The following is a 26,920-nucleotide window of genomic DNA, read 5'->3' as shown; positions in this document are numbered from 1 at the left end:
ATCCGGCTCTAAGCTCAGACGAGCATCCCCATCGGGTTTTCGATGTAGCCCTTGAAGGCTGCCAGGAGTTCGGCGCCGAGCGCACCGTCGACAGCGCGGTGGTCGGTCGACAACGTGACGGTCATCACGTTGGCAATCACCATTTCGCCCTTCTTGACGATGACGCGCTGCTCGCCCGCGCCGACGGCCAGGATGGTCGCATGCGGCGGGTTGACGACGGCGGCGAAATTCTTGACGCCCATCATGCCCATGTTGGACACGGCCGTCGTTCCACCCTGATACTCCTCGGGCTTCAGCTTGCGTTCCTTGGCGCGCTTGACGTAGTCCTTCATCTCGTTGGAGATGGTCGAGAGGGTCTTCTGCTCGGCGCTGCGGATGATCGGCGTGATCAGGCCACCCGGGATGGAGACGGCAACGCCGACATCGGCATGCTTGTGCTTGACCATGGCGCTGTCGGTCCAGGAGACGTTGGCATCTGGAACATCGCGCAATGCCAGCGCCAGGGCCTTGATGACCATGTCGTTGACCGAGAGCTTGTAGGCCGGCACGCCATCCTTCGACTTCGGCGCGGAATCGTTGAGCTGCGTGCGGAGCGCCAGCAGCGCGTCGAGTTCGCAATCGACCGAAACGTAGAAGTGCGGGATCGTCTGCTTGGATTCCTGCAGGCGCTTGGCGATCGTCTTGCGCATGCCGTCATGCGGCACGAGCTCGTAGGAGCCCTGCTCGAACAGCTTGAGGACAGCATCATCGGATATGCCTTTAGGCGCGGCCGGAGCAGCAGCCGCCGACTGTGCGGCCGGTGCTGCTGCAGGAGCAGCCTTGGCGGTGCCGCCCGAAACCGCAGCTTCGATATCCTTCTTGACCACGCGGCCATGCGGGCCGCTACCGGAGACAGCAGCGACATCGATGCCAGCTTCCTTGGCCAGGCGGCGTGCGAGCGGCGAAGCGAAGGTGCGATGACCGTCGTTTGCTGCCGAAGCCGATGCAGCGGGAGCCGGGGTGGGCGCGGCAGGAGCCGAAACGCTTGCCGGAGCCGGGGCGGCGGCAAGTGCCGCTTCCGCCTTCGGAGCTTCCTTGGCAGCCGGAGCCGGAGCAGCACCGGCGCCAGCGCCGGAAGCTGCAGCGGCAACATCTTCGCCATCGGCAGCGATCACGGCGATCAGGGCATTAACCTTCACGCCTTCGGTGCCGGCAGGAACGACGATCTTGGCGACGGTGCCCTCATCGACAGCCTCGACTTCCATCGTTGCCTTGTCGGTCTCGATCTCGGCGATGACATCGCCGGACTTGATCTTGTCGCCCTCCTTGACCAGCCACTTGGCGAGGTTACCCTCTTCCATCGTCGGCGAGAGGGCAGGCATGGTGATGTTGATAGGCATCGATGAGCCCTCCCCTTATTTGTAGCAAACGGCTTTCACCGCCTCGACCACTTCACCGACATTCGGAAGCGCCAGCTTTTCGAGGTTGGCGGCGTATGGCATGGGCACGTCCTTGCCGGCGATCGTCAGGATCGGCGCATCGAGATAGTCGAAGGCCTGCTGCATGACGCGGGTGGCGATTTCCGTGCCGACGGAGGACTGCGGATAGCCTTCCTCGACGGTGACCAGGCGACCGGTCTTCTTGACCGATTCGATGATCGTCGGAAGATCCATCGGGCGGATGGTGCGCAGGTCGATGAGTTCGACATCGATGCCCTGAGCTTCCAGCTCGGCGACGGCCTTGGTGGCATAAGTCATGCCGATACCGAAGGAGACGACCGTGACATCCTTGCCCGGGCGATGGATGCGGGCCTTGCCGATCGGCAGAACGAAATCATCGAGCTTCGGTACATCGAAATGCTGACCGTAGAGAATTTCGTTTTCAAGGAAGATGACCGGGTTCGGATCGCGGATCGCAGCCTTGAGCAGGCCCTTGGCGTCGGCAGCCGTGTAGGGCATGACGACCTTGAGGCCCGGAATGTGGCTATACCAGGCCGCATAGTCCTGGCTGTGCTGGGCGCCGACGCGCGCTGCCGCGCCGTTCGGGCCGCGGAAGACGATCGGAGCGCCCATCTGGCCACCGGACATATACAGCGTCTTGGCGGCGGAGTTGATGATCTGGTCGATCGCCTGCATGGCGAAGTTGAAGGTCATGAACTCGACGATCGGGCGGAGGCCGGCCATCGCAGCACCGACGCCGATACCGGCAAAGCCATGCTCGGTGATTGGGGTGTCGATCACGCGGCGGGCACCGAATTCCTGCAGCAGGCCCTGGGTTACCTTATAGGCACCCTGGTATTCGGCGACTTCTTCACCCATGACGAAAACGTCCTGGTTGGCACGCATTTCTTCGGCCATGGCGTCGCGAAGCGCTTCACGCACTGTCATCGACACCATTTCGGTGCCGGCCGGAACTTCCGGATCGGCTGCAGCGGCAACCTTCGGCTGGGCCGGAACCGGTGCAGCAGCAGGTGCCGGAGCAGCGGCGGGGGCCTCGGTCTTTGCCGGCTCAGCGGCAGGTGCAGCCTTTGCGGACGAAATGGCGTCGGCGGATTCGCCGTCCTGCAACAGGATGGCGATCTTGGTGTTGACCTTGACGCCTTCGGTGCCGGCGTCGATCAGCAGTTTGCCGATCGTGCCTTCGTCGACGGCTTCCACTTCCATGGTGGCCTTGTCGGTTTCGATTTCGGCAATGACGTCACCGGAAACGACCTTGTCGCCTTCCTTCTTGAGCCATTTCGAAAGGGTACCCTCTTCCATTGTCGGAGAAAGGGCGGGCATGAGAATGTCGATGGGCATGGATCGTCCCTCCCCGATTTAGAGCAGAATGTCGGTGTAAAGCTCGGATGCATCCGGCTCCGGATCGTTCTGGGCGAAATCGGCGCTGTCTGCGACGATGTCGCGGACATCCTTGTCGATATCCTTCAGATCGTCTTCGGTCGCCCAGCCCTTTTCGAGCAGGCGAACACGGACCTGCTCGATCGGGTCGTGCTCGGAGCGCATCTTCTGCACTTCGTCCTTGGAACGGTACTTGGCCGGGTCGGACATGGAGTGACCGCGATAGCGATAGGTCAGCATTTCCAGGATGATCGGGCCGTTGCCGGAGCGGCAATGCGCGACGGCTTCGTCAGCCGCAGCCTTGACGGCGCGTACGTCCATGCCGTCCACCTGGATGCCGGGAATGCCGAAGGATGCACCGCGCTTGGAGAAATCTGCCTGAGCAGTGGCGCGCGCCGTCGACGTGCCCATGGCGTAACGGTTGTTCTCGATCACGAAAATCACCGGCAGCTTCCAGAGCTGCGCCATGTTGAAGCTTTCGTAGACCTGGCCCTGGTTGGCGGCACCATCGCCGAAATAGGCAACGCTGACATTATCATTGCCGCGATACCAGTTGGCAAAGCCGAGGCCGGTGCCGAGCGAAACCTGGGCGCCGACGATGCCGTGGCCGCCGTAGAAATTCTTTTCCTTGGAGAACATGTGCATGGAGCCGCCCTTCCCTCGGGAATAGCCGCCCTGGCGTCCGGTAAGCTCGGCCATGACGCCGCGCGCGCTCATGCCGGTTGCCAGCATATGGCCGTGGTCGCGATAGCCGGTAATAACCTGGTCGCCATCCTTCAGAGCCAGCTGCATACCGACGACGACAGCCTCCTGGCCGATATAAAGGTGACAGAAGCCGCCGATGAAGCCCATGCCGTAAAGCTGGCCGGCCTTTTCTTCGAAGCGGCGGATCAGGAGCATCTCACGATAAGCCTTGAGCTCCGCATCACGATCGAAATCTGCGATCGGACCGCCATTGGTTTCTTTGGCAGGCCTTGATGCTGTCTTACGGCTGGAAACGGTCGCGTTTTTTCGCGGCGCCATTCAACCCTCCCTGTGTGAGTAGCCTCGATTTTATGGTGAGGCGTAACATAGGGAAGATTGTTCGCCACAGCAATGCTATAATTGCATGGCTCGTATTCTACGCAAGTTATTGATATAACCCGCAAAAAGTCGATTAACTGGAATTCAGTTAATTGCGGCTATTTGTTGAAGATGACGATCTCGTTCGCCTTGGAATAGGTCAGCTGATAGCGCGCATATTGATCGAGCATGTCCTTGTCCAAGGAACCGTCGCTCAAGAGAGTGACCTCCTTTTCGAGGTGCTCGCGCTTGGCGACCAGATCCGCCAATTCCTTGGCGCGGTCGACGCGGCGCTCCTCGAATATCTCGGTCGCCTTCAGGCCGTAGTCGCCATGAATACAATGATAACCGAAATAGCTCACAAAGGCGACGGTGATGGCGGGAAGGATGAAGCGCCCGAACTTTCTCTTCTTATGATACTTTGTCCACATACTCGCTCGAAACGCTCTGGCTTTAAGTGATCCCGCTCCAAAACCAATGTTGCTTCGGACAAGATCACATCAAATCAAACACCTAGAGCGAATGTAACCGGCAGAGATTAACCGTCCGTTGACTCTAACTACGCGGTCCAACAAAAAAACCGCGCCCGAAGGCGCGGTTCGATTTCAGCGAATAATCTCGTCGCGGATCCCGCGGATCAGGCATCAGCCGCGCAGGATGGAACGGCCGGCATATTTTGCCTGCGGGCCGAGCGCTTCCTCGATGCGGATGAGCTGGTTGTACTTGGCGAGACGGTCGGAGCGCGACAGCGAGCCGGTCTTGATCTGGCCGCAGTTGGTGGCAACCGCGAGATCGGCGATCGTGGAATCTTCCGTTTCGCCCGAGCGGTGTGACATGACGGCCGTGTAATTGGCCTTATGCGCGGTCTCGACAGCATCGAGGGTCTCGGTCAGCGAGCCGATCTGATTGACCTTGACGAGGATCGAGTTGGCAACGCCCATGCGGATACCGTCGCGCAGGCGGGCGGAATTAGTGACGAACAGGTCGTCGCCGACGAGCTGGGTCTTCTTGCCAATCAGGTCGGTCAGTGTCTTCCAGCCTTCCCAGTCATCTTCAGCCATGCCGTCTTCGATCGAAACGATCGGGTATTTGGCGGCAAGTTCCGCCAGGTATTCGGCCATGGCGCCGGATTCCAGCGTGCGGCCTTCGCCTTCGAGCACGTACTTGCCGTCCTTGAAGAATTCGGTCGAGGCGCAATCGAGGCCGAGAGCGATTTCTTCGCCGGGCTTGTAGCCGGCCTTTTCGATGGACTTCATGATGAAGTCGAGAGCTGCTGGAGCACTGGAGAGGCCCGGTGCAAACCCGCCTTCGTCACCGACGTTGGTGTTGTGGCCCTGCGATGCCAGTTCCTTCCTGAGGACGTGGAAGATTTCCGAGCCCATGCGCACGGCATCGCGGATGGATTCCGCGCCGACCGGCAGGATCATGAATTCCTGGAAATCGATCGGGTTATCGGCATGGGCGCCGCCGTTGATGATGTTCATCATCGGGACCGGCAGGAGGCGGGCGTGAGCGCCGCCGACATAGCGGTAGAGCGGCAGGTTGGCGCTCTGGGCCGCAGCCTTGGCAACGGCGAGCGAGACGCCGAGGATGGCGTTGGCGCCGAGGCGCGACTTGTTCGGCGTGCCGTCGAGTTCGATCATGATGTTGTCGAGCTGGATCTGGTTTTCGGCATCCATGCCGCCGATGGCGTCGAAGATTTCCGAATTGACCGCTTCGACGGCCTTTTCGACGCCCTTGCCATGGTAGCGCTTGCCGCCATCGCGAAGCTCGACGGCTTCATGCGCGCCGGTCGACGCGCCCGACGGAACCGCCGCGCGGCCCATGCTGCCGTCTTCGAGGTAGACATCGACTTCGACAGTCGGATTGCCACGGCTGTCGAGAATCTCGCGGGCGATAATGTCGGTGATTGCGGTCATGATAGCTTCCTGCTCGCTGGTTTATAAATCGATTTAAATCGTCTTAATCGAAGGCACGGAAATTTCAATGCCGATCCGCGCCCCGATTTGGCACTCCTGCAGGCCGCGTAAAGCAAATTCATGTCAGCCTGTTGAATGCCTGATATTTCTTAAGCCTTGGCCACGGCATCAAAGGCCAGCAGCTTCTCCAGAAGCCGCGGCATATCCTTCAGATAGACCATATTCGGGCCGTCCGAGGGGGCGTTGTCCGGGTCCTCATGCGTCTCGACAAAAACACCTGCAACGCCGACAGCTACAGCGGCGCGCGCCAGCGTCTCGACGAATCGGCGGTCACCGCCGGTGGAGCCGCCCTGCCCGCCGGGCTGCTGTACGGAATGGGTCGCATCGAAAATGACAGGAGCGCCCATCGCGGCCATGATTGGCAGCGAGCGCATATCCGAAACCAGCGTGTTGTAGCCAAAGGACGCGCCGCGCTCGCACAGAAGAATGTTCGGATTGCCGCTCTCATTGAGCTTGGCAAGCACGTTCTTCATATCCCAGGGCGCGAGGAACTGACCCTTCTTGACGTTGACAACGCGGCCGGTCTTGGCGGCGGCAACAAGAAGATCGGTCTGGCGCGACAGGAAGGCCGGGATCTGCAGGATATCGACCGTCTTGGAAACGATAGCGCACTGCTCTTCCGTGTGGATATCGGTCAAAACCGGAAAGCCATATTCCTTCTTGAGATCGGCAAAGACCTCCAGCGCCTTCTCCAGGCCGATGCCGCGCTTGCCAGACAGTGAAGTACGGTTGGCCTTGTCGAAGGACGACTTGTAGACAAGGCCGATGCCGAGCTTGCCGCAAAGCTCCTTCAGGACTCCGGCGACCATGAAAGCATGGTCGCGGCTCTCCATCTGACAGGGACCGGCAATCAGCGACAGCTTGGCGCTGTTGGAAAAGAGGACCTTGGAGGCACCCTCGCCGATGGTGACTTCGGAATTCGTGCTCATGCTATCTCCTCGAAGGCGAACAATGCGCCCTGTCCGGGCGCCAGCCTCGCCAGTATACGATTGTTCTTACGCGTGTAGGTGACGCCGTTAGCAGCGAAATGCGACGATGTCACGGAAAGATCACGCGTTTTGAAAAGGATTGCGCGTGCCCTCACCCCCGGATCATTGGTGTGAACCGGCAAATCGTAGAATGCTTCCATTCCTTCCGGCGTCAAAACTTCGACATCGACATTGCCCGCCTTGATCGTCAAGCCGAAGGAGTGCTCCGAGACTCGCGGACCGCCAACGATCTCTTCGAAAAAGGCGCGATACGCCGCTGGTTTCAGCGCGGAAAGCGCCACCCGCGCGATGCCGGTCACGCCGTTTTCGTGACGCTCGAGCACGCTGCGATCGGCCGGCAGCGGATTGATGCGCTGGCAGCAGAAGGCCAGGAAATCCGGCGCGCGCAGATCCGCCGCAAATGCGAGGCGAAAACCGGCCGTGGTTTCCGTTCCATCCGGCATCTTCATCGGCCGGGAGAAATCCAGCATGCGTCCAGCCGAGATCGCGGCCGCCTTGAAACGCTCGTCATCGCCGACGGCATCGTCCGTGCCGAAAACCAGGGCCGAAAACCCATCCTCGGCGACGCGGAAGCGATAGGCCTGGTCGCGCGCAACGAAGACATTGCCATCGGCAATACTCGTCTCGCATTGCTCCTGCGATGCCACGCCCAAAGGTTCGAGATAGGTCTTGTCGGCAAGGAAGACACAGGCATTTTCAGTGCCGAAAGGGTGGCGGGCATCCGGAGCAACCGTGAAGCCCAGCTTGCCCAGGCGCTCACGCGCCAGAGCGATGTTGACGGTCGGCAGCACGAGATGATCCAGCGGATGCGGCGACAAAGTCATGGTCCTCCCCTGTTTGCCTGCAAGAGCAGATTTGCGCTCATACAATGCTCAATTCAAGATGAAAGCCAAGCCGTAACAGCGCAGGAGAACGCAGGTCGGACGAAACCCTGGCAACACGAGCGCACTGATTCTCGATTGTGGCCGGCTTATGCGATAGTCGCGTCTTCATCCGCACACGAGCCGAGCGGGATTGAGGTGAAGCGTCCATAAGGCGAACAAAGCGGCATTTCTCATATTTATCGATGAATTAGCGCGGATATAATTCCCGAGGAATTTCAAGCGATCCATTCGATAGCGGCAATTATTTGATAGACCCTGCCAAGCTTTACTGAAATTTAAGCACTTGCAGAACACATATGGAACATATAGTGTCCGTTCTGGATTTGTTTCACGACGATTTTCTTGATTTGGGGTTCCAAGACGATGTTGACGCGCAAGCAGCAGGAACTGCTTCTCTTCATTCACGAACGAATGAAGGAATCTGGTGTCCCGCCATCTTTCGACGAAATGAAGGACGCACTGGATCTGGCATCCAAATCCGGCATTCACCGTCTGATCACCGCGCTCGAGGAGCGCGGCTTCATTCGCCGCCTGCCGAACAGGGCGCGGGCGCTCGAAGTCATCAAGCTGCCGGAGGCCTATAATTCAAGCCTTCAGCCGCGCCGCGGCTTTTCACCGAGCATTATCGAGGGCAGCCTCGGCAAACCTCAGCCGGTCGCTCCTCCCGCCCCGGCAAAGGTTGCCAACGACGACCACAATAGTTCCGTATCGGTACCGGTCATGGGGCGCATCGCCGCCGGCGTTCCGATTTCCGCCATTCAGAACAATACGCATGACATTACCGTTCCCGCCGACATGCTCGGCTCCGGCGAGCATTATGCGCTGGAGGTCAGGGGCGATTCGATGATCGACGCCGGAATTTTCGATGGCGACACGGTCATCATCCGCAATTCGACGACGGCCAATCCCGGCGATATCGTCGTTGCGCTCGTCGACGATGAAGAGGCAACGCTGAAGCGTTTCCGCCGCAAGGGCGCCTCCATCGCGCTGGAAGCCGCCAATCCGGCCTATGAAACCCGCATTTTCGGACCGGATCGCGTCAAGGTCCAGGGCAAGCTGGTGGGGCTTATTCGTCGTTATCACTAGCAGGTAGGTTATCACTAACGGTTGAACTATCATTGACAGGTGATACTTGCGCAGGTGGTGTAGCGAATTTGCCGGTGCGCCAATCATAAGTTCGGTGCCTCGTCCACGGTCGCTGCGGGTTTTCGAATGCGGCAGAGATAATGGGCTTATCGGCGGTAAGCATCATTTCGATGGATCCGGTTTTGCGCAATGTCGCACCGGTTATGAGCATTGCGCCGGAGCGACAATGGTCCAGCCGCAGCCGGATCGGCGTCACGACGATATTTGCGGTGTCACAGGCTGACGGCAGATAGGCAGCATTTTCGATGGTGATCAATATGGCGCCGTTATCAAGCATCGCTACGCACCATGCACCCTTCTGGCAGGCGAAACTTCCCTGCATCGTACTGTCCAGCGCTTCCTCCATTGCCTTGCGGACTGCCTTCTGTTCTTCGCTGCCCAATCGCTTGTGGCGATCCGTCTTGCTGATCTGCGGAAGCCGGCTATCGGCCGGGAGCATGGTCGGCGGCTGATGTTCGGTTGCAACCAAAGCCTTTTGCCATTGTTCGAAAATGAAGGCCTGCGGCCTTTCGCGATTTGTGGCAAGTATATCGTCCTGTCGCAATGCAACCAGGACACCATCCTCGGAAATCATCAGGTCCGGCTTCGGCACGCCGGAGCCGAACGCTGCCGCGCCGACAGACGTGAGCAGCACCAATAGGCCCAGATGGCGAAGCCGGGTCCGCAGCACGGTCATGATCAGGAAGCCGGCAATGAAGGTCGGCATCAGCCAGCCGGGTTGGCGGCCGAAGGTGATGTCGCCTCCCCAACCGGCCACGGTTTTGGCGATCAGGATGACGAGCTCCAGTCCCTCGCCGGTGACCTTCCAAAACGGCCCGTCCAGGCCGAACGGCATCAGCAGCATTGCCGCCATGCCGAACGGCATGACAATGAAGGAGACGATCGGCATGGCCGCAAGGTTGGCGGCGAGACCATATGTCGCCAGCCGGTGAAAATGCTCGATCGAGAAGATGGCCGTCGATGCGCCGCCGATGAATGAGGTCGACAACACGCCGCCGAAGAAGCGCGAGACGAAAAGCAGCGGACTTAGCAGACGGATCCGCGAGAGGATGGTTTCGCGGTGCCGCCGTCGTTTCCATAGCGAATAGCCCGACACCAGCGCCAGCGTCGCGGCATAGGACATCTGGAAGCTTGGGCCTAGCACCTGCGACGGCGACAGAACGAGGATGACGATGGCGGATAGCGCGACATTGCGAAGGCTGAGCGACGGCCGGTCGAAAAGCACGGCCACCAGCATGATCGCCATCATGATGAAAGCGCGCTCGGCGGATACGCCGAAGCCGGAAATGAGATAATAGGCCGTTACCGTCAAAAGCGCGCCGAAAGCCGCGAACTTCTTGGTCGGCCAAGCCTGCGCAACTCCCGGAAACAAGCTGAACAGGTAGCGCAGGCCGATATAGAAGATGCCGGCCGACAGCGCCATATTCAGCCCCGAAATTGCAATGATGTGAGTGAGACCGGCAATTCGCAGCGACTCGGTCGTATCCTTGGAGATTGCACGTCTCTCATCGGTGACGAGCGCCGCAGCAAAGGCGCCGGTATCTCCCGGCAAGGTTTCCCGGATTCTGTCGCCAATGCCGTTGCGCAGGCCGGCGAGCCAGATATCGGCCTTATCCAGCAGCGAATTTGCAACGTTATCACCGGATGGAGACAGCAAGGTTGGGCTGCCATAGGCGAAACCGTTCGCACCGATACCATTGAAATAGGAACTGAAGGCGAAATCGTTGAGGTCAGGCAGAGCCGGCCCGGACGGCGGTGTCAGACGCGCCTTGCCCTGGATGCGATCGCCGAGGTCGAACGGCTTCACCTGCTTGCGTATAAAGATCGTGACCCGTTCCGGCGAACGGCGGATAGTAGGCTTTTCCGTCGCCTCCACCCGGACGACATAGCGCCAGCCTCCATTGTCATAGGATTCACGCCGCTCGACCCTCCCCGTGACGGTCGTCGTCACGGCCGAATCGAGCATGACAGTGGAGGCCCGCCAGCTTTCCCATTGCGCAAGCGCCATGCCGAGGCAAATCAGCATGCCGGCGAAAAGCAGATGGTGCAGCAACCTCCCCGCTTCCCGCCGGAGCGCGAAGCTGGCAGCAAAGACAAGCAGGCCCGCCAGCACGGCTTGCGGAGGCGGATCGCTGCCGGCCTCGAACCAGAAGATCGCACCGAGACCCATATAGATCGGCGCGAAAAGGATGGCGCGGCCATGCGCAGCCTCCTCTTCGACCAGGCGGGCAATGCTGGCTCGAATACGGCCTGCGACCAGAAGGAGACGCGAAGCCAGCGGCGCATGATCCTGCGTCCGCTCTCCTTGCGGCGCTTTGGCGCGAAGCATAATCGTCGCAACAGCAGGGCGAAGCTGCGAAGGCGCAGCGACATCCCGGCTATCTTCCCGCTGCTCCGTTGCCTCCAAATTAGGCACTCGCCGCCGCCCCCACGCAAAACTACAGCTTTGGCGCGATTTTTGCCGTCACCATGCAGTGATTTCAACCGAAATCGGCATGAGAGAGACAAAATCGAGCCGGTTTCCCGGCGCAGCCTCGTCATGATGCTACCGCAGTGCCCAAAAGTTGATACCGCAATGCACAATTCGGCAATGGGATAACTTGGCATTAGGCTTTGGATCATATAGCTAGTCGGTAGTCGCTTAACCTTTTGGCGCTTTTTATGGCGTCAATCCCGCCAAATCTTGGAGGATCAGCATGACGGAACAAAGCGCGAAACTAACTTGGGGTGAAAAGACGGTGGACTTGCCGGTGAAGACCGGAACCATCGGCCCAAGTGTCATTGATATTGGTGCCCTTTATAAGAACACCTCCACTTTCACTTACGATCCTGGTTTCACCTCGACCGCATCGTGCGAGTCCAGCATCACCTATATCGATGGCGACGAAGGCGTTCTGCTGCATCGCGGCTATCCAATCGATCAGCTGGCCGAACACGGCGATTTCCTCGAAGTATGCTATCTTCTTCTTTACGGCGAACTGCCGACGACGGCGCAGAAGAAGGATTTCGACTATCGCGTGACCCACCACACGATGGTGCACGAGCAGATGTCGCGCTTCTTCACCGGCTTCCGCCGCGACGCCCATCCGATGGCTGTCATGTGCGGCTGCGTCGGCGCTCTCTCGGCCTTCTATCACGACTCGACCGACATCACCGATCCGCATCAGCGCATGGTCGCAAGCCTGCGCATGATCGCCAAGATGCCGACACTCGCCGCCATGGCCTACAAGTACCATATCGGCCAGCCCTTCGTTTATCCGAAGAACGATCTCGACTATGCGTCCAACTTCCTGCGCATGTGCTTTGCTGTTCCGTGCGAAGACTATGTCGTCAATCCGGTGCTCGCCCGCGCCATGGACCGCATCTTCATCCTGCATGCCGACCATGAGCAGAACGCGTCGACCTCGACGGTTCGCCTGGCAGGCTCTTCCGGCGCCAACCCGTTCGCCTGTATTGCAGCAGGCATTGCCTGCCTCTGGGGCCCGGCTCACGGCGGCGCCAACGAAGCGGCGCTGAACATGCTGAATGAGATCGGCACCGTCGACCGCATCCCGGAATTCATCGCTCGCGCCAAGGACAAGAACGATCCGTTCCGCCTGATGGGCTTCGGTCATCGTGTCTACAAGAACTACGACCCGCGCGCCAAGATCATGCAGAAGACGGCGCATGAGGTTCTGGGCGAACTCGGCATCAAGGACGACCCGCTGCTCGACATCGCGATCGAGCTCGAACGCATCGCTCTGACGGATGAGTATTTCATCGAGAAAAAACTCTATCCGAACGTCGACTTCTACTCCGGCATCACGCTGAAGGCTCTCGGCTTCCCCACCACCATGTTCACCGTTCTGTTCGCTCTTGCCCGCACCGTCGGCTGGATCGCTCAGTGGAACGAAATGATCGAGGATCCGCATCAGCGCATCGGCCGTCCGCGCCAGCTCTACACCGGCGCTCCGCTGCGCGAATATGTGCCTGTTTCCAAGCGCTAAGCTTCGGTACTGAAACAAAAAAACCGGTCAGAGATGACCGGTTTTTTTATTGTAGAGAACGTCCAGAACAATCTGTGCCGCCTTATCGCCGGGCGGCTCCTGCGTCTGCATCCGCTCCCAGACGAGATCGTAACCCGCCAACATTGCGGCGCGCTCCGGCGTCTCGCTCGACAGACGCTCCATGTAGCGGGCCAGCAGTCCCGGCCGCAGGACATCGTTGATGAGTTCCGGCACAACGGCATAGTCGGCAATCAGGTTCGGCAGGGCCGCCGACCACACCTTGATGCGCGACATCACGAACCTGGCCAGCCATTCAGTCTTATAGGTTGAAACCACCGGTACGCTGGCTAAGCCCAGTTCAAGGATCACGGTGCCCGATGCGGCCATGGCAGCATCAGCCTGCGCAAAAGCCTGCCACTTTGCATCTTGGCCGACGAGGATTTGGGGCTTGACGTTCCAGTTTTCGAGAAGCGAGCGCACAAGGGCTTCCTGCTTCGGCACGGTCGGCAGCAGATAGCGAACCCTATCATTTCTCCGGCTAAGCTCTTCGGTAGCCCGCTCAAAGACTGGAAGGAGCTGACGGATTTCCGAAGCACGCGATCCTGGGAGAAGAAGCACCGTCATCTGGGAGGCGGCGGCATTGACGCTGCGCAAGGCACGCTGTCGGCGCGTCTCCACCAGGTTGGCATCCACGGTCAGGCGATGACCGACATAGGTCGTTGCCGGACCGCCCAGGCGCTCCATGGCAGCAGGCTCGAAGGGCAAGACGGCCAGCACATGGTCGACATAGGCGAGCATCTTCTGCGCACGATATTCCTTCCACGCCCAGACGCTGGGGCAGACGTAATTGATAACAGGCAGATCGGGCAAAGCCTTGCGCATCCGCTTGGCGACACGGTGGGTGAAATCGGGGCTATCGATGATGAGGAGCACATCGGGCTTTGCGGCAATGATGGCTTCGGCTGTTTGCTGGATGCGGGCAATCAGCTTCGGCAGACGCTTGATGACCTGAATGAACCCCATGATCGAGAGTTCGGAATAGTCGAAGAGCGAGCGCAGGCCTTGCGCTTCCAACGCCTCGCCGCCGACGCCAATCAGCTCGACCGGGCCATCGTAACGCCGCTTCAGGGCCGCGACGAGATCGCCCCCCAGCAGATCGCCGGAGACCTCGCCGGCAACCACGGCAAGCTTCAAAGGCGCGCCGCTCACATGAAGCCCTCCGCGCTCAGACCCCGATCGATGCCGCAGACGAAAATGCCGGCTTCGTCGGCGGCGGCGATGACAGCCTGCCGGTCGAGGATCAGCGCTCTGCCGGCCTCGATGGCAACGCCGGCAAGACCGGCCTTCTTGGCGTTCGACACCGTCGATACACCGATGGACGGCAGGTCGGCCCGGACATCCTGCTGTGGCTTGCAGAGCTTGACGAGCACGCCGCGCCGACGCGTCGAAATGCGCCCCGCCGCGCGCAGCTCGGCAACCCGCTCGATCATCTTGTCCGTGCCTTCGGCACCCTCGAGTGCAACGACGCGGCCGCCGACGCTGACGGCACCCTGACCGACATCCAGTAACCCCAGCACATCGGCGGCCTTCGCACCTTGCGCGATATCGCGCAAATCCTCTGCGGACGGCGAGTGCCGGCCGAGCGGTCCGGTGGTCGCCAGCAGATCGGGCGCGATCTCATGCGCTCCAACGACTTGAACGCCGCCGGCTTCGATCAAGCGGATGACCATTTGCAGCACGGCATTGTCGCCGCCGGAAAGAAGCGTCCGGATAGTCAGAGGCAATTCTTTGATCACGCGCCAGGTCGGATGGATCTCGCGCCAGGGCGGACGGCGCGCGACGCCGCCGGACATGACGACGCGGTCCACGCCATGACGGCGGAACATGGCCTCCAGGCCCGCGAAATTGCCGACACCGAGATTGGCATGGTCAAAGGCGGACCAATCCCGATCCGCCTCGTCCGTCAATGCAATAATGACGGGATTTTCACCGGCCTGGCGAGCGGCGTCGGCGACGTAAACCGGCAAAAGCCCGCTGCCTGCGATAATCGCCAGCCTGCCTTTGCCGTTTTGGCCGGCCGAAACCACGTCAGCTCTTGCCGCGATTGGGCGACGACAGAGCGCGGTCGCTATCGGCTGCGATGAAATCGAGGATTTCAACCACTTCCTTGCAGTCGGCATATTCGTCGCGGATCGCAGCCGCGTTGTCGCGGATCGAGCCTTCATTCTCGAAGATGGTCTTGTAGGCGCGCCGAACCCTGTGAATGACCGCGCGCTCTATGCCCGCGCGCGACATGCCAACAATATTAAGGCCCGAGAGAACGCCCGGATTGCCATTCAGCATGCCGTAGGGAATGACGTCGTAGCTCGCGGCCGAAAGCCCCCCGATAAAGGCCTGCCGGCCGATGCGAGTGAACTGATGGACGGCACAGCCGCCACCCAGGATGGCGCGATCCTCGACGGTCACATGCCCCGCCAACATGACATTATTCGACATGATGACATTGTTGCCGACGCGGCAATCATGCGCGACATGGGAATTGGCAAGGAACAGATTGTTATTGCCGACGATCGTCTTGCCGCCGTAATCGGCCGTGCCGGTATTGATCGTGACGCCCTCGCGGATCGTGCAATTCTCGCCGACATCGAGCGTTGTTTCTTCGCCGCCGTGATGGACGCTTTGCGGATCCCCGCCAACAACGGCCATCGGAAATATTTTCGTTCCCTTGCCGATCGTCGTGCGGCCGGTCACGACCGCATTGTTGAGCAAGTGAATATTATCATGGAGTACGACTTTCGGACCGACATAGCAGAGCGGACCGACCACTACATTCTCGCCGATGACTGCACCATCTTCGACGACCGCCTGCTTGTGAATGCGAGCGCTTTTAGCGATGCTGCTCATGCCTCGTCCTGATCCTTCCTCACAATCATCGCGCCGATATCGGCTTCGGCGACCAGAGAGCCATCGACCTTGGCGTCGCAATGGAATTTCCAGATGGTGCCGCGCTGCTTCTGCTTCACGACGTGGAACTCGACGCGGTCGCCAGGAACGACCGGCTTGCGGAAGCGAGCATTGTCGATCGTCATGAAGTAGACGAGATTGCCACCGATGCCATCCTTGCGAGCGCAGATCGCGCCGGCGGTCTGGGCCATCCCTTCGATGAGCAGCACCCCCGGCATGATCGGCGATCCAGGAAAATGCCCGGTGAATTGCGGCTCATTGGCCGTCACGTTCTTGATGCCGATCGCGGAATTGTCGCTATCGATCTCGATGATCTTATCGACCATCAGGAAGGGATAACGATGCGGCAACAGCTTCATAATTTCCAGAACGTCGGCCGACGACAACGACGCCTTGGCTTCCTCAGTCATGCTCCGCACTCCCGTCTTTCTTTTCCCTGGCTCCTGACCGCTTTGCGATCTCCGCCGATTCCCTTAGAAAATCCCATAGAGGCCGCGCTGGAAGGCCCGCATAACGCTCTCCCGCCGGAATACTGTTCATCACGCCGCTCTTGGCACCGATCTGCACGCCATCGCCGATGTGGATGTGGCCGTTGAGGCCTGCCTGGCCGCCGATCTGGACACCATCTCCGATCACCGTGCTGCCGGCGATACCCACCTGGCTGACGATAGCACAATGCCGACCGATGCGGACGTTATGTCCAATCTGAACCTGGTTGTCGATCTTGGTGCCTTCGCCGATCACGGTGTCATCCATGGTGCCGCGATCGATCGTCGTATTGGCGCCGATCTCGACATTGTCCTGGATGATGACGCGGCCGATCTGAACGATCTTGACCATGCCGCGAGGCCCTGGTGCATAACCGAAACCGTCTTGGCCGATGCGCGTACCATTATGGACGATGACGCCATTGCCGAGGTAGGCGCAAAGCACGCTCGCGCCGCCGCCAACGCTACAATTGCGTCCGATTTTCACGCCTGGTCCGATAAGAGCATTGGCGCCGATATAGGTGCCCTCACCGATCTCGGCGCCAGCGCCGATGACAGCACCCGGCTCGACGCCGATATTGGCCTCCAGCTTCGCTGTCGGGTCGATAATGGCGGCCGGCGAAATCGTTCCCGGGTTCGCCGTGAATGTAACCGGCCGCATGGCTTCCGGATGCAGCAGACCGCCGACGATCGCAAAATCCGTGTGCGGTTTCTTCGACAGAAGCACCGGAATATGATCGGGAACGAAAGATTTCAGCGCCGGCAAGCAAATGATGGCGGAAGCCTTACAGGTCTCCAGCTCAGCGCGATTCTTTCGAGAAAGGAGATAGCAAATATCGCCCTCGCCTGCCCGATAGACGGGGGCGATCGATCTGATGGCGACCTCCGAAGAGGCCGCATCAGCAAGTTCCGCCCCAAGATGCTCAGCCAGTTGCCTTAAGCTGATGCCGCCATGGGGCGGGAAAAAACCAGTATGTTCCATAAGCACCAGCTCCAGAACGGTGTTCAAGCCCGAAGTTCTGGACTGCCGATATCAGAACTGGTTGGCGATGCCAAACCGGAAATTCTCAGTCTTATCGTAATCTTCCTTGAGAACCGGTACGGCATAGTCGACGCGGATGACACCAAACGGCGACGACCAGATCAAACCGGCACCGAGCGATGCGCGGATCGAGCTATCGTTGTGAAGCGTATCGCCGAAGAGATTCGCCTTGTTGCCGTAGAGGGAACCTGCATCGGCAAAGGCCGCAATGCGCAGACCGATATCCTGCGGCACACCCGGCATCGGCATGCTGGCTTCAGCCGAAGCCGTGAAGTAGGTCGTACCACCGAGCGGATCGCCATGCGACGAACGCGGGCCTATACCGGCATTCTCGAAGCCGCGGATTTCACGGCCACCGAGCGTGAACTGATCGAAGACGTTCAGTTTGCCGTCCGTCGGCATCACGTAACCGGCACCGACGGTCAGCGAGCCGATGATATCGGCTTCGTCGCTGATCATCTTGTAGTAACGAGCCTTACCACTCAACTTGTAGAAGTCGGAGTCGCCGCCGAGACCAGCATATTCATGCGTGAACTTGGCGATGATGCCTTCGCGCGGCAGGTTCTGGTCATCGAGCGTGTTGTAGGTGAAGGTCTGTGAAATAGTCGACTGCGTCCAAGGGCCGTTCTCGACGAGGTTGAGATATGGAGCAGAAAGATTGTTCTGCCAATCACTCGTGCCGTCGTAGGTCAGGCGCTTGTAGTTATAGCGCAGGGTCGTCGCGAAGTTCTCGGTGATCGGCGCGGTGACGCGCAGCGAGAAGCCTTCTTCCGAGTAGTCGTAGAAATCGTCGCTCGACGTCTGGTTCTTGAAGATATCGAAACCAGCAGCAAGGCGATAACCGAGGAAATAGGGCTCGGTAAACGAGATGTTGTAGGTACGGTTACCTTCCGTGCCGGCACCAGCGGCGATACGGATGTACTGGCCGCGACCAAGGAAGTTCTTTTCTTCGACCGAAGCTTCGAGCAGCAGGCCGCCGTTGTTGCCGACAGCGTAACCGGCGCCGATACCGAAGGAGCCGGTCGGCTGGTCTTCGACGTTGACGATCACGACCACGCGGTCCGCGGCACTGCCCTGTGCTGTCGAGATATCGACCTTGGTGAAATAACCCAGCGCATCGAGGCGGCGCTTGGCGCGCGTGATCATTTCCTGGTTGAAGGCATCGCCTTCATTGAGATCGAACTCGCGGCGGATGACGTAATCGCGCGTGCGGGTGTTACCGCGGATCTCGATCCGCTCGACATAGGCGCGCTCGCCTTGATCGACCAGGTATTCGATACCGATGGTGTGACCGGACAGATCGCGGTTGCCACGCGGCGTGATGCGGGCGAACGGATAGCCAGCGGAGGCCACGCGCTTGGAAATGTTCTCGATCGAGGTCTGGATATCCTTGGCGCTGTAGACATCGCCCTTATGGGTGATGATGAGACCCTTCAGCTCGTCGGCATTGACGCCCTCGACCGTCGAGACCACGTTGATGTCGCCATAGGTGTAACGCGGACCTTCGTCCACGTTGAAGTTCAGCGTGTATTCGTTGTTCTGCTCGTTCAGCGTCGCGTCGGCGCTGACGATGCGGAAATCGGCGTAGCCGTGATTGTAGTAGAACTGGCGCAGCGCATCCTGGTCGGCCTGCTGGCGCTCAGGGCTGTAGACGTCCTTACGGGTCAGGAACGACAGGAAGTTGCTTTTCTTGGTGCTGATCACCGAAGCCAAGCGGCCACTGCCATAGGCCTGATTGCCCGAGAAATTGATCTTGTCGATCTTGGTGCGATCACCTTCGTTGATGACGAAGGCGACGTTGAGGCGGCCCGGCGACACTTCTGCGGTCTGCGTCGTCACCTCGACATCGTTACGACCGATCGAAGCGTAGGCGTCCTTGATGGTCTTGATGTCAGCCTGAACGCTAGCCTCGTTGTACGGGCCAGCCGAATGGGTCTGAATGATGCCCTGAAGCTTATCGTCCTTGATCTTGCGGTTGCCGTTGAAGACCACGGCGTTGATGAGCTTATTTTCCTGGACCGTTACGACCAGGGTGCCGCCCGAAACCGTAATGTGGACATCAGAAAAATATCCGGTGGCATAAAGCTGCTTCACCGAAGCGTCGATGTCGCCGGGGGAGAAGTTCTTTCCGGGCTTGATCGTGATATTGTCGCGAACTGCCGTCGCGCCGACACGTTCCGCACCGCGAACGTCAACACGCTGAATGACAGCTGCTTCCGCAACCGAGGCAGAGGCAAGGGTGAGAACACCAGCGCCAGACGCAACAACACCAGCAGACAGCGCTACCGCCGACACTGCGTTCAAAAATTTTGAACCAGCCTTCATTTTCACTTCTTACCTTTTTTCAATCGTCCCCAGCCCCGAGCGAACCCGATTCCGGCCACGTGTGTCGTTTTACCCGCTTTTGACATACAAGCAAGGGAGCACGTTAATTTCTGTTTACTTCATTTCAAAGCGTGGCTCATTCGCCACTACAGCTTTGAAACATCGTAAATAAATCGTAATTTCCTCTCGTCGTAGCCCCACTAGCCTATTCTGGAACTGATGTCGTTCCAGGTCGCAAACACCATGAGTGAGAGCACCATCGCAAATCCGATCCGGAAAGCGATATCCTGCGCCCGTGCACCCAGAGGTTTTCCCCTTACGGCTTCAATCGCATAGAACATCAGATGGCCGCCATCAAGTACCGGTACAGGCATCAAATTTAATAACCCTATTGAAACAGAAAGTATGGCGGCGAATTGGAGCACCGCAGCAAAACCCAAGGTTGCCATTTGCCCTGAAAGTTGTGCAACCCTGATCGGACCTCCCAGCTGATCGGCCTTCATATAGCCGCCGATGACATTCCCGATATATTCGAAAGTGCCGGAAACGATGCTGCCGGTCTGCTTCACACCCTCGGCAAGCGCCTTGAGCGGCCCATAGGCCTCATAGCGCAGCTTGATCGGCTTCTGGCCGTCGGTGATGCCGATGGTGGCGATCTCCGTCTGGGCGCCGAAGGCATCGGTCTCCGCCGACTTCCTGGGCGTCACCGTCAGATCGTGCGTCTGGCCGTCGCGCTTGACCGTCAGTGCCATGGGCTTGTCGGCGTGAGCCGCCGCGTAACGCTGCACTTCGCCGATGGAGCCGATGTCTCGTCCATCCACAGAAAGAATGCGATCGCCAAGCTCCAGGCCGGCCGTCTGGGCGGGACTGTCGGAACCGATCGAGGCAATGACCGGATCGATCGGTGCTATTCCGATGCTGCCGATATCCTTCTTGTTGCCGGACGCATCGGTATCGACAAGCGTCTCGGGCATGATCGGGACATCGCGAATCGTACCGTTTCGCTGCGTGGTCAGCACGATGCTCTTGCCGGGTCGGTCGGCCACGTAGCGACCGATATCGTAATAGGTCGCGACATTATTGCCGTCGACCGCAATCAGCCGGTCGCCCGCCTGCAAGCCAGCCTTGGCGGCCGGACCTGCCGGCTCAACCGCCGTCACCACCGGATCGACGAGCGCTATGCCGATACGGCCCATTTCCATCTTGTTGCCGAACTGATCGGTATCTTCGACGAGCTTCGGCACGATCTGGAAATCGCGATTCTGGCCGTCGCGCTCGACCGTCAAAACGATGGTACGGCCTGGGCGAAGACCGACATAGCGTTGCACTTCATCGAACGTCGCCACTTTATTGCCGTCGATGGCAACAAGACGGTCGCCCGGCTCGATGCCGGCCTCGGCGGCGGCACCGTCACGCGTCACCATGGCGACGACGGGATCGGCGACCGTGCGACCATAGATACTGAAAAGGACGGCGAAGATCGCGATCGCGAGAAGGAAATTGGCAATCGGGCCGGCCGCAACCGTGGCAGCCCGCTTCCAGAGCTTGGCACCGGCAAAGGACTGCGCCCGCTCTTCCTCCGTCATAGCTGAAAGCTGATCCACATCGGTCTTGCTGGAGGCATCCTCGTCACCGAAGAAGCGCACATAGCCGCCGAGCGGGATGAGCGAAAGCTTCCAGCGCGTGCCGTGCCGATCGGTAAATCCGGCGATCTCCGGGCCGAAACCAATCGAGAAGGCCATAACACGGATACCGGACCAGCGGCCGATCAGATAGTGACCCATCTCATGCACGAAAACGAGCAGCGACAGGACGAAGACAAACGTGATGACGTTGTTCGTCAAGAAACTGATGAAGCTAGCCGCGCTACCCATGCAACGATCCTGTTCGTGTTAGAGCGGTTCAGCTTTCACGGAAGCTCCGAACCGCTCCATCTTTCTGTTTTCTCGCAATTCCAGGAAAATCGCTACGCACCTTTCCTGGAATTGCTCTAGTATTCAGACGCCGAGCAGAACGCCGCCCAACGAAAAGGTCTCGCCGCTCATTGTCAGCGACATTACGATAGCCAACAAAAACGCTGCAAAACAAGCAAAAATTAGTCCATCGACCCGATCCATGACGCCACCATGGCCGGGAATCAGATGGCTGGAGTCTTTCACGCCAAACTTGCGCTTGATGAACGACTCGAACAAATCGCCGATCTGGCTGCAGATGGAAAGCACCAGGGCAAGGACGGGAATCCGCAGCTCATCGGCGGAAAAGAAGCTCCAGACGACCGCGGTTCCCGCGACGACGGCAGCGATGGCACCGCCGATCGCGCCGGACCATGTCTTGCCCGGCGATATACGCGGAGCGAGCTTTGGCCCCCCGATGGCGCGCCCGACGAAATAGGCGAGGATATCCGTTGCCCACACGGTGGCGAAAACGAACAGCATCAGGACGAAGCCGCGCAGATCGTCATCGCGAATCTCCGAAAGCGCAATCGTCGTCAGTCCGGAATAGAAGATGCCGGCCGGCAGCCACCAGCTTCTGGCGCCAATCCCGACCATGATCGCCGTGACAACGACGAAGACCGCCAGAATTTCGATGGAATAAACGGATTCGCCCAGGATCGTCGCCCCGGCAATAAGTACGAGACCAAGCCAGCCGAGCGCATTCCCCTGGGGATCGCGGCCATGCAAATCCGTTATCGTCGACCATTCATAGTAGACGAGCAGACCGATCGCAGCCGCCAGGAGACGGAAGCTCAAGCCGCCATACCAAGTGGCGACAAGGACGACGACGGCGAGAATGATGCCGGAAATGATACGCAGCCTGAGTTCGCGGCTCATCAGGACCCCACGGCGGCCGCCTGCTTGGCGGAAAGGCCGCCAAAGCGCCGGTCGCGCGCTGCATATTTTTCCAGCGCGGAGAAGAACAGATCGCGGCTGAAATCAGGCCAATAGTCTGGCACGAACATGAATTCGGAATAAGCGGCCTGCCACAACAGGAAATTCGAAAGCCTCTCCTCGCCGCTCGTGCGGATAATGAGGTCGGGATCAGGAATTCCGGCAGTGTCGAGACGGGCATCGACCAGTTCCGCACTGATGTCCTGCGGCCGCAGCCGCCCGGCTTCGACATCTTTTGCAAGGCTCGCGAAGGCGCGCGTGATCTCATCGCGCGAGCCGTAATTGAAGGCGATCACCAGCGTCAGGGCCGTATTGTTCCTGGTGGTTTCCTCCGCCTCGATCAATAGGGGCAGAATGTCGCCGCGCAGGTTGCTACGGTCGCCGATGACGCGAATCCGGACGTTCTGCCGATGAAGCTCGGCCAGGTCCCTCCGGATGAAGGCCTTGAGCAGGCCCAGCAAATCGCTGACCTCAGTCTCGGGGCGACGCCAATTTTCCGAGGAAAAGGCAAACAGCGTCAGGTATTTGATGCCGATATCGCCAGCGGCCCGAACCGTTTCCCTGACCGCCTCCACGCCCTTGCGGTGGCCCATGGTGCGCGGCAGACCGCGCGCATTGGCCCAGCGACCGTTGCCATCCATGATAATGGCAACGTGTTCGGGTACGACAGAGAACGTGGGAGCTGACATATGGGTCCGGTTTCGTTCGGCGGAAATACGCTCTGGTCTCGTAATCTAGGGCGCAGCCACCGCTTTCAATATTGCCAAATCAAAAGCGCGACATCTCCCCAGCGTGTGATCAGACCTGCATGATTTCCTTTTCTTTGTCGGCTAGCAAGCGGTCGATTTCCGAAATCGTCTCATCCGTCATCTTCTGCACACGTTCCGAGAGAGAGCGGCTTTCGTCCTGACCAATTACACCATCTTTTTCGGCCTTTTTTAGACCATCCATGCCGTCGCGGCGGACGTGGCGAATCGCCACCTTCGCCTTTTCCGCGTATTCATGGGCGACCTTCACCAGCGAACGACGGCGCTCCTCGTTGAGCTCCGGCAACGGGATACGCAGGTTCTGGCCGTCGACGATAGGATTGAGGCCAAGATTGGATTCACGGATGGCGCGCTCAACGGCACTGACCATCGACTTGTCCCACACCGAAACCGTCAGCATGCGTGGTTCCGGCACGGTGATGTTGGCGACCTGGTTCAGCGGCATGCGCGAACCATAGGCTTCGATCACGACCGGATCCAGGATGTTGGCGGATGCGCGTCCGGTGCGCAGAGAGGCGATATCGCTCTTGAATGCCGCGATGGCGCCGTCCATGCGGCGCTTCAATTCCTTGAGGTCGGTGCCTTCACTCATGCTCATACTCCCGTCGAATAAGGCGACACCGGGCATGCCCGGCGCCACAGGAACGTCAATTGTCTGATACGATGGTCTTGCGGCCGCCGCCGGTCAAGATTTCAGCGAAACCGCCCTTCTCGTGAATCGAGAAGACGACGATCGGAATGGAGTTTTCGCGCGCAAGCGCCACGGCGGCCACATCCATGACGGCCAGTCCCTTTTCGAGCACCTGGCTATGCGTCAGATGGTCGAAGCGCTCGGCATCGGGGAATTTCTTCGGATCGGCGGAGTAGATGCCGTCGACCTGCGTTCCCTTGAAGATGGCCTGCGCGCCCATTTCGGCAGCGCGCAGCGCGGCGGCCGAATCGGTGGTGAAGAACGGGTTGCCTGTGCCGCCCGCAAAGATCACCACGCGGCCAAGCGAGAGATGATAGAGCGTGGCACGCTGCGAGAAGCTCTCGCAGATTTCCGGCATGGAGATGGCCGAGAGCACGACGGTCTCGATGTCGAGCTTGCGCAGCGAGGTCGCCAGCGCCAGCGCGTTGATGACGGTGCCGAGCATTCCCATGTGGTCGCCAGTCACGCGGTCGCCACCCTTGGACGCTACGGCGACACCACGGAAGATATTGCCGCCGCCGACTACGACGCCGACTTCGACGCCCATGGAGCGCGCTTCGGCGATATCGGAAGCAATCCGGTCAGCGACGGTCACGTCGATGCCGAATCCCTGGCTACCCATGAGCGCTTCACCGGAGGCCTTGAGCAACACGCGCTTGTAGATCGGCTGGGACATCGTAGCTCCTTGAAGTGATCACCGGGGGAATGATTGTGAATGCCGGATACACGAAGGGCACCGCGTTGTCACGCGATGCCCATACGTTTTCCCTGATATGGTTTCACCAAACCGGGATATGTCTCGTTTCGGCGATCAGCCCTTGGCGACAGCCGCAACTTCGGCAGCGAAGTCGGTCTCTTCCTTCTCAACGCCTTCGCCGAGGAGCAGACGGGCCATGCCGACGACTTCGATCGGGGCACCGGCGGCCTTTTCGGCTTCCTTGATGGCAGCAGCGACCGTCAAGTCCGGGTTGATGACGAAAGCCTGCGAGAGAAGAGCGACTTCCTCGAAGAACTTGCGCATGCGGCCTTCCACCATCTTTTCGATGATGGCTTCCGGCTTGCCGGATTCGCGGGACTGCTCGATGAAGACGTTGCGTTCGCGCTCGGCGACTGCGGCATCGACTTCTTCGGCGCGGATAGCCAGCGGGTTGGTAGCAGCAATGTGCATGGCAACCTGGCGGCCGATCGACGTCAGAACGGCCTTGTCACCGACCGACTTCAGGGCGACCAGAACGCCGAGCTTGCCGATACCGTCGCCGGCAGCGTTATGGATGTAGGTCGCCACGACGCCGTGTTCGACTTCCAGCTTGGCGGCACGACGAAGCGTCATGTTCTCGCCGATGGTTGCGATCGCATCCTTGATGGTGTCGGCGACCGGCTTGCCGGATGCGGGATAGGTCGCAGCCGAAATGGCTTCGACCGTGCCGTTGGTGGACAGTGCAACTTCGGCGATGCCGCGAGCGAGGTCCTGGAAGGCGTCGTTACGGGCAACGAAGTCGGTTTCGGAGTTGAGCTCGACGACAACGGCCTTGTGGCCAGCGCCGGCAATGGCGATCAGGCCTTCAGCGGCGGTGCGGCCGGACTTCTTGTCTGCCTTGGAGATGCCCTTGGCGCGCAGCCAGTCGATCGCGGCTTCGATATCGCCGTTCGTCTCGGTCAGCGCCTTTTTGCAGTCCATCATGCCTGCGCCAGACTTTTCGCGCAGTTCCTTCACCAGTGCAGCCGTAATCTCGGTCATAAGCTTCCTCTTGTCGGTTCATACGGTGCGGCAAACGGCGTTAAACCGAAACGGCACCGATTTGAGGGACGAAATGTACCCGTAAGTATGACAGCGTTATGAAGCAGCGTCATACTGTGGAATTCTGTTTGGAACACGCCTGAATTTTCCGCCTACAGCGCCACGCGTCACAGGTGACGCGCAAAGGTTGCTGTAGCACTTTAAATCTTCTGCATAATTTACCCTCAAATCGATTCCGATCTAAGGAATTATGCAGTGGGCGAGGCGTTACCAAAAACGCGATAAGGCCGCTCGAACTTGTTGAAGTCGCAAACGGCCTTATCCCGGATGTCAATGCGCATGGGCGGACAATTTTCTGCCCGCCTCTGGGCGCTATCAGGCTTCGGTGCCGTCCGCCAGGGTCGGCTCGATCGGTGCTTCCTCGGAAGCGCCGAGGTCACGGCCGGATGCACCCTGCTGACGCGCGATGCCGTCGATGGCAGCGCGCGAGATCAGGTCGCAGTAAAGAGCGATGGCGCGCGAAGCGTCGTCGTTGCCCGGGATCGGATAGTCGATCAGGTCCGGATCGCAGTTCGAGTCGATGATGGCGACGACGGGGATGCCGAGGCGCTTGGCTTCGTCGATCGCGATCTTTTCCTTGTTGGTGTCGATGATGAACATCAGGTCCGGCGTGCCGCCCATGTCCTTGATACCGCCGAGGGCCTTGTCGAGCTTTTCGCGTTCGCGCTCGAGGTTCAGACGCTCCTTCTTGGTGAAGCCCTGGGCTTCGCCGGAGAGGATTTCGTCGAGCTTGCGCAGACGCTGGATCGAGTTGGAGATCGTCTTCCAGTTGGTCATCATGCCGCCGAGCCAGCGGGCGTTGACGTAGTACTGAGCCGAACGCTTTGCGCTGTCGGCGATCAGTTCGGACGCCTGACGCTTGGTGCCGACGAACAGGACGCGGCCGCCGCGAGCAACGGTGTCGCTGACAACCTGCAGGGCGCGGCTCAGCATCGGAACCGTCTGGGCGAGGTCGATGATGTGGATGTTGTTACGATCGCCGAAAATGTACGGCTTCATCTTCGGGTTCCAGCGGTGCGTCTGGTGGCCGAAGTGAACACCAGCTTCCAGAAGCTGGCGCATAGAAAAATCAGGCAATGCCATGCCTTTGACTCC

General features: G+C 59.5%; 23 protein-coding genes. 2 read left to right on the top strand and 21 right to left on the bottom strand.

All coding sequences use genetic code 11. The features are described 5' to 3' along the window. Window positions 1–14 precede the first annotated feature (14 nt). The 7 genes from FP026_RS26850 to FP026_RS26820 form a co-directional block, all read right to left on the bottom strand. Window positions 15–1,379 carry a pyruvate dehydrogenase complex dihydrolipoamide acetyltransferase gene (locus FP026_RS26850; RefSeq protein ID WP_149637619.1) on the bottom strand — a complete coding sequence of 455 codons (1,365 nt, stop codon included), beginning with the start codon at window positions 1,377–1,379 and terminating at the stop codon, window positions 15–17. Between the two features lie 15 nt (window positions 1,380–1,394). Next, window positions 1,395–2,777 carry a pyruvate dehydrogenase complex E1 component subunit beta gene (locus FP026_RS26845; protein WP_149637618.1) on the bottom strand — a complete coding sequence of 461 codons (1,383 nt, stop codon included), beginning with the start codon at window positions 2,775–2,777 and terminating at the stop codon, window positions 1,395–1,397. Between the two features lie 18 nt (window positions 2,778–2,795). Further along, complete coding sequence (gene pdhA, locus FP026_RS26840) at window positions 2,796–3,839, bottom strand: pyruvate dehydrogenase (acetyl-transferring) E1 component subunit alpha (protein WP_149637617.1); 1,044 nt, start codon at window positions 3,837–3,839, stop codon at window positions 2,796–2,798. A 158-nt stretch (window positions 3,840–3,997) separates the two neighbouring features. After that, window positions 3,998–4,309 (bottom strand): FtsB family cell division protein, encoded by a 312-nt coding sequence (locus tag FP026_RS26835; protein WP_149637616.1) that lies wholly within the window; start codon window positions 4,307–4,309, stop codon window positions 3,998–4,000. A gap of 213 nt (window positions 4,310–4,522) precedes the next feature. Beyond that, entirely contained in the window at window positions 4,523–5,797 is a 1,275-nt protein-coding gene (gene eno / locus FP026_RS26830; RefSeq protein ID WP_149637615.1) for a phosphopyruvate hydratase, read from the bottom strand. Window positions 5,798–5,946: 149 nt separating this feature from the next. Beyond that, window positions 5,947–6,786: a 3-deoxy-8-phosphooctulonate synthase gene (gene kdsA, locus FP026_RS26825; RefSeq protein ID WP_149637614.1), complete on the bottom strand. Its 840-nt coding sequence runs from the start codon at window positions 6,784–6,786 to the stop codon at window positions 5,947–5,949. Beyond that, window positions 6,783–7,670 (bottom strand): VOC family protein, encoded by an 888-nt coding sequence (locus tag FP026_RS26820; RefSeq protein ID WP_149637613.1) that lies wholly within the window; start codon window positions 7,668–7,670, stop codon window positions 6,783–6,785. The genes kdsA and FP026_RS26820 overlap by 4 nt, the downstream gene beginning before the upstream one ends. Before the next feature lie 423 nt (window positions 7,671–8,093). Between FP026_RS26820 and lexA the strand changes: the two genes are divergently transcribed. Beyond that, window positions 8,094–8,816: a transcriptional repressor LexA gene (gene lexA / locus FP026_RS26815; protein WP_149637612.1), complete on the top strand. Its 723-nt coding sequence runs from the start codon at window positions 8,094–8,096 to the stop codon at window positions 8,814–8,816. On the opposite strand, the gene FP026_RS26810 is transcribed toward lexA, so the two are convergent. Beyond that, entirely contained in the window at window positions 8,797–11,205 is a 2,409-nt protein-coding gene (locus FP026_RS26810) for a ComEC/Rec2 family competence protein (RefSeq protein WP_149637611.1), read from the bottom strand. The genes lexA and FP026_RS26810 overlap by 20 nt on opposite strands. A gap of 367 nt (window positions 11,206–11,572) precedes the next feature. On the opposite strand from FP026_RS26810, the gene gltA reads away from it, so the two are divergent. Beyond that, window positions 11,573–12,862: a citrate synthase gene (gltA, locus tag FP026_RS26805; RefSeq protein WP_112340833.1), complete on the top strand. Its 1,290-nt coding sequence runs from the start codon at window positions 11,573–11,575 to the stop codon at window positions 12,860–12,862. Between the two features lie 27 nt (window positions 12,863–12,889). Here the strand turns inward: gltA and lpxB are convergent, their stop codons facing one another. The 13 genes from lpxB to rpsB form a co-directional block, all read right to left on the bottom strand. Further along, window positions 12,890–14,071: a lipid-A-disaccharide synthase gene (gene lpxB, locus FP026_RS26800; protein WP_149637610.1), complete on the bottom strand. Its 1,182-nt coding sequence runs from the start codon at window positions 14,069–14,071 to the stop codon at window positions 12,890–12,892. After that, window positions 14,068–14,949, bottom strand: coding sequence for an LpxI family protein (locus FP026_RS26795; RefSeq protein ID WP_149637609.1), 882 nt, complete (start codon window positions 14,947–14,949; stop codon window positions 14,068–14,070). The genes lpxB and FP026_RS26795 overlap by 4 nt, the downstream gene beginning before the upstream one ends. Window position 14,950: 1 nt before the next feature. After that, window positions 14,951–15,766: an acyl-ACP--UDP-N-acetylglucosamine O-acyltransferase gene (gene lpxA, locus FP026_RS26790; protein WP_149637608.1), complete on the bottom strand. Its 816-nt coding sequence runs from the start codon at window positions 15,764–15,766 to the stop codon at window positions 14,951–14,953. After that, on the bottom strand, window positions 15,763–16,236 hold the full coding sequence (gene fabZ, locus FP026_RS26785) for a 3-hydroxyacyl-ACP dehydratase FabZ (RefSeq protein WP_149637607.1): 474 nt from the start codon (window positions 16,234–16,236) through the stop codon (window positions 15,763–15,765). The genes lpxA and fabZ overlap by 4 nt, the downstream gene beginning before the upstream one ends. Beyond that, window positions 16,229–17,296, bottom strand: coding sequence for a UDP-3-O-(3-hydroxymyristoyl)glucosamine N-acyltransferase (lpxD, locus tag FP026_RS26780; RefSeq protein ID WP_149637606.1), 1,068 nt, complete (start codon window positions 17,294–17,296; stop codon window positions 16,229–16,231). Before lpxD ends, fabZ begins: the two co-directional genes overlap by 8 nt. Window positions 17,297–17,347: 51 nt before the next feature. After that, window positions 17,348–19,681, bottom strand: coding sequence for an outer membrane protein assembly factor BamA (gene bamA / locus FP026_RS26775; RefSeq protein ID WP_149637605.1), 2,334 nt, complete (start codon window positions 19,679–19,681; stop codon window positions 17,348–17,350). A 200-nt stretch (window positions 19,682–19,881) separates the two neighbouring features. Continuing rightward, complete coding sequence (gene rseP, locus FP026_RS26770; RefSeq protein WP_149637604.1) at window positions 19,882–21,555, bottom strand: RIP metalloprotease RseP; 1,674 nt, start codon at window positions 21,553–21,555, stop codon at window positions 19,882–19,884. Window positions 21,556–21,678: 123 nt separating this feature from the next. After that, window positions 21,679–22,512, bottom strand: a complete 834-nt coding sequence (locus tag FP026_RS26765; protein ID WP_149637603.1) for a phosphatidate cytidylyltransferase — start codon at window positions 22,510–22,512, stop codon at window positions 21,679–21,681. Next, window positions 22,512–23,285: an isoprenyl transferase gene (locus FP026_RS26760; RefSeq protein WP_281408623.1), complete on the bottom strand. Its 774-nt coding sequence runs from the start codon at window positions 23,283–23,285 to the stop codon at window positions 22,512–22,514. Before FP026_RS26760 ends, FP026_RS26765 begins: the two co-directional genes overlap by 1 nt. A gap of 82 nt (window positions 23,286–23,367) precedes the next feature. Beyond that, window positions 23,368–23,928: a ribosome recycling factor gene (gene frr / locus FP026_RS26755; RefSeq protein WP_149637601.1), complete on the bottom strand. Its 561-nt coding sequence runs from the start codon at window positions 23,926–23,928 to the stop codon at window positions 23,368–23,370. 55 nt (window positions 23,929–23,983) lie between these two features. After that, the gene (gene pyrH / locus FP026_RS26750) at window positions 23,984–24,703 is read right to left on the bottom strand and encodes a UMP kinase (RefSeq protein ID WP_149637600.1); all 720 of its coding nucleotides are present in this window, start codon (window positions 24,701–24,703) and stop codon (window positions 23,984–23,986) included. 135 nt (window positions 24,704–24,838) lie between these two features. Further along, window positions 24,839–25,765: a translation elongation factor Ts gene (gene tsf / locus FP026_RS26745; RefSeq protein ID WP_149637599.1), complete on the bottom strand. Its 927-nt coding sequence runs from the start codon at window positions 25,763–25,765 to the stop codon at window positions 24,839–24,841. Between the two features lie 375 nt (window positions 25,766–26,140). After that, a complete protein-coding gene (gene rpsB / locus FP026_RS26740; RefSeq protein ID WP_004118763.1) occupies window positions 26,141–26,908 on the bottom strand; it encodes a 30S ribosomal protein S2 in 768 nt (255 codons plus the stop codon). Window positions 26,909–26,920: the final 12 nt, after the last annotated feature.

The sequence above is a fragment of the Martinezella tropici genome (genome assembly GCF_008370325.1).
GTDB lineage: Bacteria > Pseudomonadota > Alphaproteobacteria > Rhizobiales > Rhizobiaceae > Rhizobium > Rhizobium tropici_B.
This window is presented reverse-complemented; position numbering and strand designations above follow the sequence as displayed.